Source organism: Clostridium sp. YIM B02506 (assembly GCF_022324845.1).
In the GTDB taxonomy this organism is placed as follows: domain Bacteria; phylum Bacillota; class Clostridia; order Clostridiales; family Clostridiaceae; genus Clostridium_T; species Clostridium_T intestinale.
In genome coordinates this window covers 75,684-90,714 of the sequence record NZ_JAKGTG010000007.1, presented here as the reverse complement: position 1 = coordinate 90,714, position 15,031 = coordinate 75,684, and the positions used below count along the sequence as shown (strand labels likewise).

Sequence of the window (15,031 nt, the reverse complement as noted above, 5' to 3'; positions counted from 1 at the left end):
ACATTTTACATAAGAATATTCTATAAAATAATTATGTAGAAATTATGTAAATACATTTAAAATAATAATCCTATCAAAATGTTTATTTGATAGGATTATTACGGATTTGTATTTATATAAGATTGTAAGAATACAGAAGCCTATAGGGGAAATAGGCTTCTGAAAATGTAGAAACTTAATTTATAATTCTACAATGAAAAAGTTATTAACCAATCAAATAAAACTGAATATCAACTGATTACAATTATATTTTAACAAAAAACTATGTAGAAATTATAAAGAATTAAGCAAATAATCACTTAAGTGGTAGCTCTATAATAAATTTAGTTCCTTCATTAAGTTTACTTTTAACTGATATTTTCCCATCATGAGACTCAACAAGTCTTTTAGTAATAGTAAGACCTATACCAGATCCGCCAGTATTTTTAGCTCGAGATATATCACTTCTATAGAATCTTTCAAATATATAAGGAATATCTTCTTCAGGAATACCTATTCCGTTATCAATAACCTCTATAATTATTTTTTCTTTTTCTTTCTTTAGTATTGTTTCAACTTTGCCATTACTTTTCAGGTATCTATAGGAGTTTGAAAGTAGATTATTCATTATTTGCATAAAACTATCTTTGTCTACTGACAAAATTATACCTGGCTGTATTGAACTAGTTAATTCATAATTTTTTTTGAAATATAGTGGTTTAAATGTATCAATAATTTTATCTAATTCCTTAGATATGTTAATATTAATCTTATTTAGATTAACGTTAGATTCTTCAAGCTTAGCTAAATTACGTAAATTATCTACTAATTTTGTTAATCTCTCAATTTCTTCATAAAAAATCTGTAATCTTTCAGTAGTAGGCTCCCATATACCATCAATAAAAGCTTCTAGATGAGTTTTGAGAGTAGTTAGTGGGGTTCTTAATTCATGTGAAATATCTGAGGTTAATCTTTTTCTAAGCATCTCTTGATTATTTAAAGTTTCTGCTAGGTAATTAATAGAATCAGAGAGTTCATATATTTCTTTAGTATTTGAACTAACTGATCTTACATTAAGGTTTCCATTTCTCATTTGGTGCGCTGTTTGAGTTATATTAACAATAGGTTTTGAAAGTTGTTTTGCAATAAATATACTAACTACAAATCCAAAAAATAAAGCAATTATAGTAGAGAATATAAACGACTTATTCAATGTTTTTATGAAGGTAACAGACCCAGAAGATAGATATGATGTTCCAAAATAGCCAATGGTTATAGTTCCTATGTTTGTATTGTTACTAAGCAGAGTATAGTCATTTTCACTGTAATCTCCAAGGTTCATCGTAGAAAAGTTATTCATCATGGAGCCCGTCATATTTTGCATCATATTTCTATGTTGAAGGTGGGCATTTCCAGATGAATATATTATATTATTATTTAAATCACTAATGGATATATAAAATTCATGAGCCTCAGCATATCTTTGTATTTCATCTTTATTTATCTTTGTAAACTTATCTTCTTCACTATAGACAGCCTCAACAAGATTTAGTATGCTATAAACCTTCTCTTTATGCTCATCAACTAAATACTGTTGAAAGTTTTTATTTACATAATAATTGGAAATAAAGCTAGTTAAAATAAGTGAGCCTAAAACTGTTATAAGAAAAGCTATGGATAATTTTTTTATTAAAGACAATCTCATTTTATCACCTTATCAACATTTTCAATAAATTTATAACCCATTCCATAAATGGTTATTATGTATTTTGGTTCTTTTGGATTAGTTTCGATTTTTTGACGAATATTTTTAATATATGTATCTATAGTTCTATCAAAGCCCTCGTAATCCATTCCAAATGCTTTATTTACTATTTGTTCTCTTGTAAGCACTTGATTATAGTTTGTAATAAAGGTAGTTAATACTTTAAATTCATTGGTTGTTAAATTTAAAGTTAAACCTTGTTTTCTAACAATAACTTTATTTATATCAACTTCTAAATCACCATTATTGAAAATCAACACATCATTTACAGGTATTGTATTCTTATAGGTTCTTTTAAGTAGAGCTTTTACCCTTACAACAAGTTCACGAACACTAAAAGGTTTAGTTAAATAATCATCAGCACCCATTGATATTCCTTCTATTCGTTCATTCTCGTCAACCTTTGCAGTAAGCATAATAATCGGGATATTAGATGATTCTCTTATAGTGGTACACAGTTTTTCTCCTGAAATTTTGGGAAGCATTAAGTCTAATATAATAAGGTGTAATGTCTCTGTATTATAAATATTTAATGCAGACTCACCGTCAATTGCAGTAATTATAGTAAAGCCCTCTTTTTCTAAATAGACTTTACATACATCTAATATATTCTGTTCATCGTCAACAATAAGTATTTTATATTTATTATTCACAGTATCATCTCCAATTAGGGTAGTATAGTATTATTATAGTCAATATAAATAAAAAAACTAGGGAGAGCACCTAGTTTTTTTATAAGGTAAGAGCTTTTATATTTTCTTTCTTTTGAAAGAGAGAATAATTATTTAAGGTATGAAAGAAGCTTATCTAATGTATTTATTTCTAATTTCTTCTAGGTTTGTAGAATTCATGTCACTTACTGATTCTATTAATCCAAGTAATTGGCCATCATAGAATATTCCATATGGACCGGAGCTATCTATAGTAAATTGTAATTCAACAACTTCCTTTTTCCCTGTAAATTCTTTAACTAGATCTCCTGTATACATATCTTTTATGAAAAAGGCACTTTCAGGGTTATCGAAAGAAGTCAAATCTAATGAAAGATTGGTGTTAATACCTTTATTAATTACAATAATGAGTGGATCTATCTCATATCCTATTCCTTTTATTATTATCTCTTGATTTTTATTAGATATTTGAGCTTTTTTCACTAATCTATCAGTGGACACTTTACTTATGTCATTACCGTAGATACTTGTTTTTATCTCTTGAGACCTAGATTTGGAGGAGGCATCACCAGAGGAGTCACTACTTGTTCCAGATATAGAATCAAGATCATCTACCACCTTTATAGTTCCGCCAATCATACCCATCCAACAACTAAACTTAATATCTTTATTTCCAGGAGTAAATTCTAATATATTTTCGCCACTCTTAAGTTTTAATTGTTTATTTAAAGAAGGAATTACTAAGGTGCTGTTACAAGAATTAAGCTGCTTTCCATCAACAATTAACTTAACAGGTGTCCCTTTTTCAATATATGATACACTTGGAGTATAACCCCTACTACTAGCAGTCATTTTTAAAACTTGAACTCCATTTTCTAGAGTTGCTTTATTTGAGGAATCTGAAGAAGCAGAGCTTTTGTTACTAGTAGATGAACTAGAATCTCCAGTAGTGGTTGTGATTTCTTCAATCTTTGATGAAAGCAAATTTAATGGGTTAATACTTATTCCAGCTAGTGATAATCCACGGTTTCCCATAATAAGACCAAGCACCACTATAAGAATTCCACTGAATTTTAATATTTTCTTTGTATAACTTTTACTTAGAAGTCCTGATATTGCCCCGAATGTCAGCATTAGTGGAACTGTACCTAAGGCAAATATAAACATAGATAAGGCACCTTTTACAGCGCTGCCTGTACCTAAAGCAAAAAGTTGCATAGTCTGAAGCGGACCGCAAGGCATAAGTCCATTTAAAAGACCTACTAAAAATGGAGTTCTGCTTTTATTTTCATTATTACATGCAAAACTGGGCAATTTAATGTTAAATTTTCTGAATATACTAAATCCAGCCATATTAAATCCCATCATAACCATAAATATTCCAGCAAATACTTGAAGAGCTGCTTTAGCCATAATTGAAAGGGAAAATACTGAGCCAATAGCTCCGACTATACCACCTAAAATAGTATAAGATATAACTCTTCCTAAATTATACAGCATTGCCGGTTGCATAGATTGAAATTTATTTTTATTTTCTTTTAATAAGCTTTGTGAAAGCATTATGCCACCACACATACCTACACAGTGAATAGAAGTAAAAATACCAACTATAAAGAGCACAGCATAAGATGCATTATTAAGTTTTGAATCCATATCAAAACCACTAGTATTTAAGCCTAGTAGAACAACAGCAGCTACTATAATAAGAAGTCCAATAATCTTATAAACATTAGATTTTTCAGTACTATAACCAGCATTTAGTATTGCTGTTTTGATTTTTCTTATTGTACATAAATCTTCATCATATTCAACTATAGCAGATTGCCTAGTATAATTTGCTTTGACATTCAATACGCCATTTAATTTTCGTATGGACCTCTCAACTCGAGTTTCACAAGATGTACAGGTCATATCGTAGACTTTAAGTCTTTCTCTTTTAATACTCATAAAATCCTCCAATAACTATCTCATATATTTTAAGTTATAAGTAAAATATATAAAATAATTATGTAAGTTATATGAAGACTAAATATGTCTTCATATAATCTTTAAAAATAATTGTTATACTTTTAAAAACATACTATTTGAAAATAAATTTGGAGGAAAATACATGAATAAAATCTTAATAATAGAAGATGAAGAAAAGGTGGCTGAGATACTGAAAGCTTATTTAGAAAAAGCTGGGTATGAAGTTTTTACTGCTGTTAATGGAAGGTGCGGTCTTGATATATTTAAAGAAAAAGAGTTCGATTTAGTAATACTTGATCTAATGTTACCAGATATATCTGGTGAGGAAATTTGTAAAATAATAAGAAATACATCCGAAGTAAACAGATTTAACATGAATAACTCAGATGTACACATCTTTATGCTCACAGCTAAAGGTTCATTAGCTGATAAAATTGAAGGATTAAATATTGGTGCTGATGAATATTTAGTCAAACCTTTTAGTCCAAGAGAATTAGTTGCAAGGGTAAATGCATTATTTAGAAGATTGGATTCGGACAATACAAATAACTTATATCTATCATTCAATGAAGGAAAATTAATTATAGACTATGAAAAAAGAATAGTAAAAATAAATGGAGAAGCGATTTCAATTACTACAAATGAATTTGATATACTGTATACTTTAGTTATAAATAATGGGAAAGTCTTATCAAGAGAACAAATTATAAACAAAGTTTTTGGGATTGACTTTGAAGGTTATGATAGAACCATAGATGTGCATATTAAAAATATTCGTAAGAAAATAGAAGAAGACAGTAGAAATCCTAAATATATTATAACAGTAACCAAAGTAGGATATAAGTTTGGTGGTGAAAGATAAGTGCAGAGTATTAGAAGAAAATTAAGTATATTACTTGCAACATCCTCTATTGCGGCAATACTTCTTATAACGTTATTTGTTAATATAAATATAAATATTCAATTTAATAAATATATGTTAGATACACAAAATAAGAGATATGAGAGAATTGTAGACTATTTTAAAGAAATATATAAAAGAGATAGAAAATGGAGTGAAGCCTCTGGAGGAGAGTTAATTCATGAAGCTTATATGGGGAATTACTGTTTGACTCTTTTTGATGAGAATAGAAATGTTATTTGGGGTATGAATCCTAGTGACATGAGGTTTACTAGTATGGGGAAAGATAAGGGAGTATATACCTCTAATACATATGAAATAAAAATAGACGAAAAGGTAGTAGGATTTGTTGATATAGGTCAATACTCCTCATTACTATTAAGTGAAGAAGACATAAACTTTAAAACATCTATAAATACTAGTATTGCAATAAGTGGTATTATTACTGTAATAATTATTTTTATAGTAAGCTTATATTTTTCCAAACAATTCTCTTCTCCAATTAAAGATGCGGTTAATATGTCTGTTAATTTATCTAAAGGAAATTTTGATTTAAAGTCTAATACTAAAAGTAACATTGAGGAATTAGAAAATCTAAGAAATAGTACAAATATATTAGCTAAAAAGCTTAATTATCAAGATGTGCTTAGGAGACGACTAGTTTCTGACATATCGCATGAAATCAGAACACCTCTAAATATACTTCAAAACAATCTTGAAGCAATGATAGATGGTATTTTTCCAGTGACTACAGAAAGATTAAATTACTTAAATGAAGAAGTAATTAGGTTCGGTAAGTTATTAGATAATTTAAATACACTAAAAGAGTTCGAATCTGAAAGTATTAAACTAAATTTTCAAGTAATAGTTTTAGATGAATTTTTAATGGAAATATTTAGAGAGTTTTATATTCATGCAAAAGATAAAGGGATCAAGATGGTTTATAATGTAGATTTTAATAATAATTATACATTGATAGGAGACAAGGATAAATTGAAGCAAGTATTTATTAATTTGATATCTAATGCTATCAAGTTTTCTAGAAGTGGAGATACAATTCAAATTGATCTATATGCAGATGATACAAACATAACAGTTAAAATTCAAGATACAGGTATGGGAATTAAGGAAGAAGATCTTCCATTCATCTTTGAGCGACTTTATAGAGGAGATAAAAGTAGACATCATATAGAAGGTACTGGTATTGGACTAACAATAGTCAAGAGTATATTAAAGTTACATTTTGCAGATATTGATGTAGAAAGCAAAGAAAATATTGGGACGACTTTTATAATAAAATTCAATAGACTTACGAAAATATAAGATCTATTTTTTAAAAACTCTTTCTAAATTAATTGTGGGAAAGAGTTTTTATTAATATACTAAATAATCATAAGAAAGACTTCTTCATATATTCTTCATAAGAATTATTTATTATATAGCTGTGAATAAAGAAATTTCTAAAGGAGTTGTAATAATATGAAAAGTACAAAGAAAGTGGTTTCTATAATTACATTTTCATTAATGGTGGCTTCATTTGTTGGATGTAGTAGAACTCAAACAGGAAGTGAAGAATCGGATAATGCGTTAAAATCATTTAACGAAATTGTTAAAGCTTACCCAGATAATAAAGGTTTTCATGAAGCACTTCAACATTGGGGATTTAAACTACCAACAGGAGAAAAATTTGAATGGAGCAAAGATATGTCTGCAAATAAAGCCGACTTTGCTATGGTAATGTTATCTGATCCACTTGTGGAAGCTGGATTAGATATTAGTAAGCTTGATTCAAATGAATGGCTATATGAACCAGCAGGCAAGGATGAAATGGGAGTAGACTTACCTAATAGACTTATTTTGCCTTATAATGTAAGTGATGAAAAACAAAAATCGAGTGGTTCAGAAGATTCAATGAGAAGGCTATTAAAAGAAGCTTCAGGTAGTGCAAAATATCATAAAGATCAAAAACATTATGCTCTAAAACTTGGAGAGGGTAATGAAGTTCAATGGACAGAGAAACTAGGACTAAATGATGCAGATATGATATTTGTTTTAAATGCAGCACCACTAGTAAGTGCTGGATTAGATGTGACCAAACTTGAAGGCAGTGGATGGGTATTTAAAGAAGCAAGTGATGATGATATGGGAATGGGAGCAAATCCAGATCAAATAGTAAGAATATACGATATAAAGGAATAATATTTTTTTATATAAAAACCACCCCTGATATGTGGGGTAGGGAGATTAGACTAAGTTAGTGAATAGATTTATATAGCTAAAAGTAAATAACCATACATTGGAAGGAGTAGAATAATGAATCAAGATAAGAATAAAGCTTTGATGGCATTAAAAACTTCTAAAGGGCAAATTGAAGGGATTATAAAAATGGCGGAAGATGAAAGATATTGTGTAGATATATCCAATCAAATCATTGCAGCACAAGCTCTTTTAAAAAAAGCTAATATGTTGATTTTAAAACAGCATATGCACCATTGTGTAAAAGATGCAATAAATAAAAACAATGGAGAAGAGAAAATAGACGAGATAATAGATATTTTATCTAAAATAACAGACAAATAATTATAAAAAGATTAGCAAGGAGGACATTTATATGGCAATAAAGTCATTGAAGATAGAGGGGATGACCTGTGCAGCATGTGCAAAAGCTGTTGAAAGAGCATCTAAGAAGCTTCAAGGAGTTACTGAAGCAAATGTAAATTTTGCAACTGAAAAACTAAGCATTAATTTTGATGAAACAAAATTATCTATACCTGATATACAATCTGCAATTGAAAAAGCCGGTTACAAGGCAATTGTTGATTCTAGTACTAAAACATTAAAAATAGAAGGAATGACTTGTGCAGCATGTGCTAAGGCTGTTGAGAGAGCTACAAAAAAGCTAAATGGTGTTATTGAATCTAATGTAAACTTTGCAACTGAAAAGTTAAATATAAGCTATGATTCTTCAATAGTTAGAGTTTCAGATATTAAAAATGCTATAGCGAAGGCTGGTTATAAAGCTTTAGAAGAAGAAACAACAACTGTGGATAAAGATAAAGAGAGAAAAGAAAAAGAAATAAAATTATTATGGAAAAAGTTTATTGTATCTGCAGTATTTACAGTTCCACTACTAATTATAACTATGGGGCATATGTTTGGAGAACCTTTTGGGTTTCACTTACCAGACATTATAGACCCAATGAAGAATCCTAGAAACTTTGGGATAATACAATTAATATTAGTAATGCCAGTAATGATAGCAGGACATAAATTCTTTACAGTAGGATTTAAATCCTTATTAAGAAGAAGTCCTAATATGGATACACTTATTGCAATAGGTACTTCAGCAGCATTTTTATATGGAATATTTGCTATAGTACAAATTTTCGGTGGAAATATAGACTATGCTTATGATTTATATTTTGAAGCAGCTGGTGTAATTATAACACTTATTTTATTAGGTAAGTATCTTGAAGCTGTTACCAAAGGAAAAACCTCTGAGGCTATAAAAAAACTTATGGGACTTGCCCCTAAAACAGCAACTATTATTAAGGATGGCAGAGAAATAGAAACCCCTATAGATGAAGTAGAAGTAGGAGATATAATAGTAGTTAAGCCAGGTGAAAAGATGCCGGTAGATGGAGAAGTAGTTGAAGGTAATACTTCTGTAGATGAATCAATGCTTACTGGAGAGAGTATTCCAGTAGAAAAGAATATAGGAGATAAAATAATAGGTGCTAGTATAAATAAAAATGGTACCATTAAATATAAAGCTACAAGAGTAGGTAAAGACACAGCTCTTGCACAAATTATTAAGTTAGTGGAAGATGCTCAAGGATCTAAAGCCCCAATTGCAAAAATGGCAGATATAATTTCAGGATATTTCGTTCCTGTAGTTATTTCAATTTCTATAATTTCAGCATTAGCATGGTATTTCTTTGGCGGAGAAACTGGGGTATTTGCCTTAACTATATTTATATCTGTACTTGTTATAGCTTGTCCGTGTGCTTTAGGATTAGCAACTCCAACAGCTATTATGGTTGGAACAGGAAAAGGTGCAGAATATGGAGTCCTTATAAAGAGTGGGGTAGCTCTAGAAACTGCACATAAGATAAAAACAATAGTATTTGATAAAACAGGTACAATAACAGAAGGAAAACCAAAGGTTACAGATATTGTTGTTTCAAATGGAATAACTGAAAATAATTTACTTCAATTAGCAGCATCAGCAGAAAAAGGTTCAGAACATCCATTGGGTGAAGCTATAGTAAAGGATGCTGATGAAAAAGGATTAAAGATCTTAAAGCTTGATTTCTTTAAAGCAATTCCGGGACATGGTATAAAAGTTAAGATAGACGGTAAAGCAATTTTGCTTGGAAATAGAAAACTTATGATTGAGAGTAACATATCATTAGAAGACTTAGAGGAAACCTCACATAAATTAGCAAGTGAAGGTAAAACTCCAATGTATATATCTATAGATGATAGAATAGCAGGTATAATTGCGGTTGCAGATACTGTTAAAGAAAATAGTAAAAAGGCAATTGAAAAGCTTCATAATATGGGAATTGAAGTAGCAATGATAACTGGTGATAATAAACGAACTGCTGAAGCTATAGCAAAACAAGTTGGTATAGATAGAATTCTAGCAGAAGTGCTTCCTCAAGATAAGGCTAATGAGGTTAAGAAACTTCAGGCTGAAGGCAAAAAAGTAGCTATGGTTGGAGACGGAATAAATGATGCACCGGCTCTAGCTCAAGCAGATATTGGAATAGCAATTGGGTCAGGAACAGATGTCGCTATGGAATCGGCAGATATTGTACTTATGAGAAGTGATCTTATGGATGTACCAACAGCAATCCAATTAAGTAAGAAAACAATATTAAATATTAAGCAAAATCTATTTTGGGCATTTGGATATAATACGCTAGGGATACCAGTTGCCATGGGAATACTATATATATTTGGAGGACCACTTTTAAATCCAATTATAGCAGCTGCTGCTATGAGCTTTAGCTCAGTATCAGTTTTACTGAATGCATTAAGATTAAAAAGATTTAAACCAGCTAGATAATTATTAAAATATTAAATAAGATTTAGGAGGAATTAAAATGAAAAAGAAGATATTAGTTGAAGGAATGAGCTGTGGGCATTGCGTTAATCATGTTAAAGAGGCATTAATGGAGTTAGAGGGAGTAAGTAGCGTAAATGTTACTTTAGATGATAAAACAGCTGTACTAGAAGCATCTAAGGATATAAATGATGAAGATATAAAATTTGCAATTGATGATGCAGGATATGAGGTAGCAGGAATAGAAGAACTATAGTATAGAATTAAGAGTTTTGATAAAAGTAAATTATTATCAAAACTCTTTTTATTTTATACTAAGAAGCAAGGGGTAAGTGATTGAAGTATTTCTTTATAACTCTAAGAAACACTGTAATTTATTATTTTGAATTAATTATAAAATAAGATTAAGTCTATAAGGAAAAAAGTAAATTAATACTATGATAGGGTGATATAATATAAAAGTTTTGAGAGGAAATGAATATGAAAATTTTAGAATTTAAAATATTGGATAAGGTAATTATAGTAGTGCTTTTAATACTAAGTTTTTTACCATTAGGAATTTTTATGATTGTAAAAGGAGAGAGGAAAAATACTGATATTGTTATTAAGATAGACAATAAAGTTGAAAAAAAAGTTCCATTAAATAAATCTAGCGAAAGTATAACATACCAGATAGATTTTAATAATAATATAGGCTACATTGAAGTTAAAGATAGTAAAGTAAGAATGTTAGAAATGAGTAAAGAAATTTGTCCTAACTCTATTTGCTCAGATATAGGATGGATTGATAATACTTATCAAAGTATTGTATGTCTGCCTAATAATATTATAGTTACAATTGAAGGGGTTGAGGAGGATACTATAGACGCACAAACATTTTAGATGGATTTATTAGAATATTTAAGATGTTAAAAGATCTTTTGATATATTTTCGAAAATATATAGTCTGTAATCACTTCATTATGATCTCCCTGTGAAGTTCATACAGACTATTTAAATATTTATATTAAATAAAGTTTTTTTGAAAGATATACTAGAAACAACATGATTATCTCAAGTAAGTATTTCGAATTCTTTCTAAATCTGCTGTATCTATATTATCAACAACTTCAACCACCCCTAAGACACTATCATCTCTAAAAATAGCATATCCACCGATTTTTTTGGGGCTAAATACTATCTCATTTAGACCTTGTTTAGCTGTAAAGGTAGTGACTTCTTCCCATGATGAGACATCTATAATAGTATACTCTCCATCAGCATTATCAAAAGCATTTAAATCAAAAGTTAGTTTTGTTTTTCCGCTATTTCCTGTAACTATCACTAAAGGTTGTAATTCGTAACCAATACCCTTGAATTGAGCAATCTGCTCATTATTGAAAATTCGTGATTTATTGATTAATGTTTCAGTTGGAACTAGTGATATATCATTACCATAAATACTTGCTGATGAGGTTTCATCAGAATCCTCATCGACTGGTACTGCACAACAGCTAGGGCCATTACTTGCTGGAGGTATAGAAGGATCTGATTTTGAAGGATCTACACTATTAAGATCATCGACAACTTTAATAACACCCCGTATCATACCCATCCAACAACTAAAGTTTATATCTTTATTTTCAGGGGTAAACTCTATAATATTTTCACCACTTTTTATTTTCTTTTGAATATTTAATGATTGTGCTACTACAGAATTATTACAAGAATTTATTTGTTTTCCATCTATTATCCATTTTACAGGAATATCTTTTTGAACATAAAAAGCATTAGGTGTATATCCGTTGTTATCTGCAGTCATATTAATAACTTGAACACCATCTTTAAGTGTAGCTATTGATATATTAGAATTAGATGAAGAGCTTGAATTACCATTTAATAAATCTGTAGTACTAGCAAGTGCAGTTAAAGGATTAAGATTTATACCTGCTAAAACAAAACCTCTATTACCCATAAAAAGACCTAAAATAATAATTAAAACTCCACTAAATTTTAGTATTCTTTTAGTATAGCCCTTACTTAACAATCCAGATAAAGCACCAAATGTTAGCATTAAGGGTACTGTACCTAATGAAAACATGAACATTGATAAAGCTCCTTTTGTAGCACTTCCAGTTCCTAAAGCAAATAACTGCATAGTTTGAAGTGGGCCACATGGCATAAGTCCATTTAATATACCCACAATAAATGGAGAACCGGATTTATTCTTTACTTTACATATAGAATGGGGAAGTTTAATATTAAGTTTTCTAAAAGCACTAAAGCCAGCCATATTAAAGCCCATTATAATCATAAATGCACCTGCAAATATTTGCATTCCTGCCTGAGCGGTAATTGAGAGTGAGAATACTGAACCAAGTGCACCAATAATTCCACCTAAAATAGTATAAGATATTACTCTTCCTAGATTATAGATAAGTGCAGGTTTAATAGCTTGAAGTTTATTTTTGCTTTGTATTGATAAGCTTTGAGAAAGCATTATTCCTCCACACATGCCTACACAATGAATTGAAGTAAGAATTCCTACTATAAAGAGTACGGCATAGGAAGCATTTTGAAGTTTTGCTTCCATATCAAAACCACTAGTTTTTAATCCAAGCATAACTATAGCTGCTGTAACGATGAAAATCCCAATAAATTTATAGTCATTAGAACTTTGCGTACTATAACCAGCTTTTTTAATTGCAGATTTAATCTTGCTTAAATTACATAAATTATCATCATATTCAATGTCAGCAAGCTGTTTACTATAACTTGCTTTAACACTAAATACACCATCAAGTTTCATGATAGCTTTTTCAACCCGATTTTCGCAAGATGTACAGGTCATTTCATAAACTCTAATTCTTTCTTTTCTAATACTCATAAAGATCCTCCTAATTAACTTATAATGTTACTTTAGTGATTGAATTAATTCTATATACATAATTAGAATACATTAAAAGTTTGGAATATACTGTAAACCTATAAAATTATACAAAATAATTATGTTGATAATATGAAGGTGAAAATAAATAAAATGGTTTACAAATTATATAAAAATATATTTGATTGGAAAGATATTTCTTCATAATATCTTTATATAGGTAATTTAAAATATAACTATAATATAGATGATTTCAGTTATTTAGAAATCATAATGGAGGGGTATACATGAATTTTAATAAAAGTAATAAAAGAAAAGGTAAGCACAACCATAGCCCATTAAAACATATGTTACACATGGCACTTTGTTGTGGATTACCTATAATTATCTTATCATTTTTACCACTTATATCTAGACTTAGTCCGAGAGCAGGAGTCTTTGTTTCAGGAATAATTCCATTTATATGTCCTTTAATGATGCTTGGAATGATACCTATGATGCTAGGTGGGGATAAAAAAAGAAGTTGTTGTAGTGATAGCAATAAAGAAGAAATATCTAAATTAGACAAGTCCGTAGACTAATAGATAAATAATATAATCGGATTATTATAGATATGTGAAAGAGAGAGACTTTTTAATAGTTTAAAGTCTCTCTCTTTCATTTATTTAGATAAAGCAATAAAAGATATTTTATTGTGGCTCTAATTTTATTTTAAGTTTTCTATAGACTATTCTTAAAATTAGTATACTTAGAAATATTAAAGATACTATTAATAAAGCGGAGTGAAGGAAAAATTCTTGAGGCAAAATATTAATTATAGGGTCTAATTTAGGATCAAATTGCCAATAATCATTTCTGAAAAATATTTTATGAAAAGTAGTGAATGAAGAATCAAAATCTACAACAAATACTGATAATAAAATTATTGGAAGAAATATTAAAATAGAATAGGTTTGTTTTAAAAAGTTTATATTTTTATTTTTAAAATTAAGTATGAAAGATAGTATATTAAAAAGACCAGTTACAATTAATAAAATATCAATTGATGTAAAAATTTTTTTTACATCATTAAAATGAATTTGTCCATAGTTTGAGTATGAAATAGAAGGCAGTTTAAATTCTTTAGATAGTGGATTTAATAAATAGTTAATTACATAATTATAATTCTTAATTATATCTTCTTTACTATAACCAGTATTCTCAACAATATTTAAATATTGTATGTCAAAATAGTATAAAGGTTTAAATAATAAAGTTAGCTTTACAGCTGAAGAAATGATAAATAGGCTCAAAGAAATAGAGAACATAATTTGCAACAGTTTATGATTTTTCTTTTTAGGCTTATTAATTTGATATATATAACTTTGATGATTCATTTTATACCTCCATAAAATAAGTTTTGTTTACATAATTCAGTATAGAAAACAAATATGAAAATCATATGAAGTATCAATTGAGAAGAATATAAAATACAAATATTAAAAAAAGTATTTACTAGTGAAGTTGACAAATAAGGCTTTGGGAAATTATGTTTAAGGGATTAAACATACAATCCTTTTATTAATAGTTAGAGAGTATTTATGTAGTTATGAAGTAAGAAGAATAGTATCACCCTAATTTGGCAATAATAGGTAGTGAGCTGAAATAATATAGAATTAATCAATTTAATTAGAGTAATAATATATGAATATATTTATTTAGACATCCCAAATATACATAGCTAGAAGGGGTGTCTTTCTTTTATATAGACTATAGAATTGAAGCTAATTAAAGAGAAAGTCTATTTTACATAAAAAGAGAACAAAAATAA

13 protein-coding genes are annotated in these 15,031 nt (G+C 28.8%); 8 read left to right on the top strand and 5 right to left on the bottom strand.

Annotation, left to right across the window (positions count from 1 at the left end; translation table 11 throughout):
- Positions 1-295: 295 nt before the first annotated feature.
- The 3 genes from L1S49_RS07855 to L1S49_RS07845 form a co-directional block, all read right to left on the bottom strand.
- Positions 296-1,684, bottom strand: a complete 1,389-nt coding sequence (locus tag L1S49_RS07855) for a HAMP domain-containing sensor histidine kinase (RefSeq protein ID WP_238903385.1) — start codon at positions 1,682-1,684, stop codon at positions 296-298.
- On the bottom strand, positions 1,681-2,397 hold the full coding sequence (locus tag L1S49_RS07850; RefSeq protein ID WP_238903384.1) for a response regulator transcription factor: 717 nt from the start codon (positions 2,395-2,397) through the stop codon (positions 1,681-1,683). Before L1S49_RS07850 ends, L1S49_RS07855 begins: the two co-directional genes overlap by 4 nt.
- 150 nt (positions 2,398-2,547) lie before the next feature.
- Positions 2,548-4,362, bottom strand: a complete 1,815-nt coding sequence (locus tag L1S49_RS07845) for a sulfite exporter TauE/SafE family protein (RefSeq protein WP_238903383.1) — start codon at positions 4,360-4,362, stop codon at positions 2,548-2,550.
- Between the two features lie 163 nt (positions 4,363-4,525).
- Between L1S49_RS07845 and L1S49_RS07840 the strand changes: the two genes are divergently transcribed.
- The 7 genes from L1S49_RS07840 (at position 4,526) to L1S49_RS07810 (ending at position 11,237) form a co-directional block, all read left to right on the top strand.
- Complete coding sequence (locus L1S49_RS07840; RefSeq protein WP_238903382.1) at positions 4,526-5,245, top strand: response regulator transcription factor; 720 nt, start codon at positions 4,526-4,528, stop codon at positions 5,243-5,245.
- Positions 5,246-6,607 carry an ATP-binding protein gene (locus tag L1S49_RS07835; protein ID WP_238903381.1) on the top strand — a complete coding sequence of 454 codons (1,362 nt, stop codon included), beginning with the start codon at positions 5,246-5,248 and terminating at the stop codon, positions 6,605-6,607. It abuts the gene before it with no gap.
- A gap of 156 nt (positions 6,608-6,763) precedes the next feature.
- Positions 6,764-7,483, top strand: coding sequence for a hypothetical protein (locus L1S49_RS07830; protein ID WP_238903380.1), 720 nt, complete (start codon positions 6,764-6,766; stop codon positions 7,481-7,483).
- 114 nt (positions 7,484-7,597) lie between these two features.
- Entirely contained in the window at positions 7,598-7,864 is a 267-nt protein-coding gene (locus tag L1S49_RS07825) for a metal-sensing transcriptional repressor (RefSeq protein WP_021800246.1), read from the top strand.
- 31 nt (positions 7,865-7,895) lie between these two features.
- Entirely contained in the window at positions 7,896-10,358 is a 2,463-nt protein-coding gene (locus L1S49_RS07820; RefSeq protein WP_238903379.1) for a heavy metal translocating P-type ATPase, read from the top strand.
- A gap of 37 nt (positions 10,359-10,395) precedes the next feature.
- A complete protein-coding gene (locus L1S49_RS07815; protein WP_021800249.1) occupies positions 10,396-10,611 on the top strand; it encodes a copper ion binding protein in 216 nt (71 codons plus the stop codon).
- 224 nt (positions 10,612-10,835) lie between these two features.
- Positions 10,836-11,237 carry a NusG domain II-containing protein gene (locus L1S49_RS07810; protein WP_238903378.1) on the top strand — a complete coding sequence of 134 codons (402 nt, stop codon included), beginning with the start codon at positions 10,836-10,838 and terminating at the stop codon, positions 11,235-11,237.
- Between the two features lie 166 nt (positions 11,238-11,403).
- Here the strand turns inward: L1S49_RS07810 and L1S49_RS07805 are convergent, their stop codons facing one another.
- A complete protein-coding gene (locus tag L1S49_RS07805) occupies positions 11,404-13,221 on the bottom strand; it encodes a sulfite exporter TauE/SafE family protein (RefSeq protein WP_238903377.1) in 1,818 nt (605 codons plus the stop codon).
- Between the two features lie 287 nt (positions 13,222-13,508).
- On the opposite strand from L1S49_RS07805, the gene L1S49_RS07800 reads away from it, so the two are divergent.
- Complete coding sequence (locus L1S49_RS07800) at positions 13,509-13,802, top strand: hypothetical protein (protein ID WP_238903376.1); 294 nt, start codon at positions 13,509-13,511, stop codon at positions 13,800-13,802.
- A 108-nt stretch (positions 13,803-13,910) separates the two neighbouring features.
- On the opposite strand, the gene L1S49_RS07795 is transcribed toward L1S49_RS07800, so the two are convergent.
- Positions 13,911-14,597: a TIGR01906 family membrane protein gene (locus tag L1S49_RS07795; protein ID WP_021800253.1), complete on the bottom strand. Its 687-nt coding sequence runs from the start codon at positions 14,595-14,597 to the stop codon at positions 13,911-13,913.
- Positions 14,598-15,031: the final 434 nt, after the last annotated feature.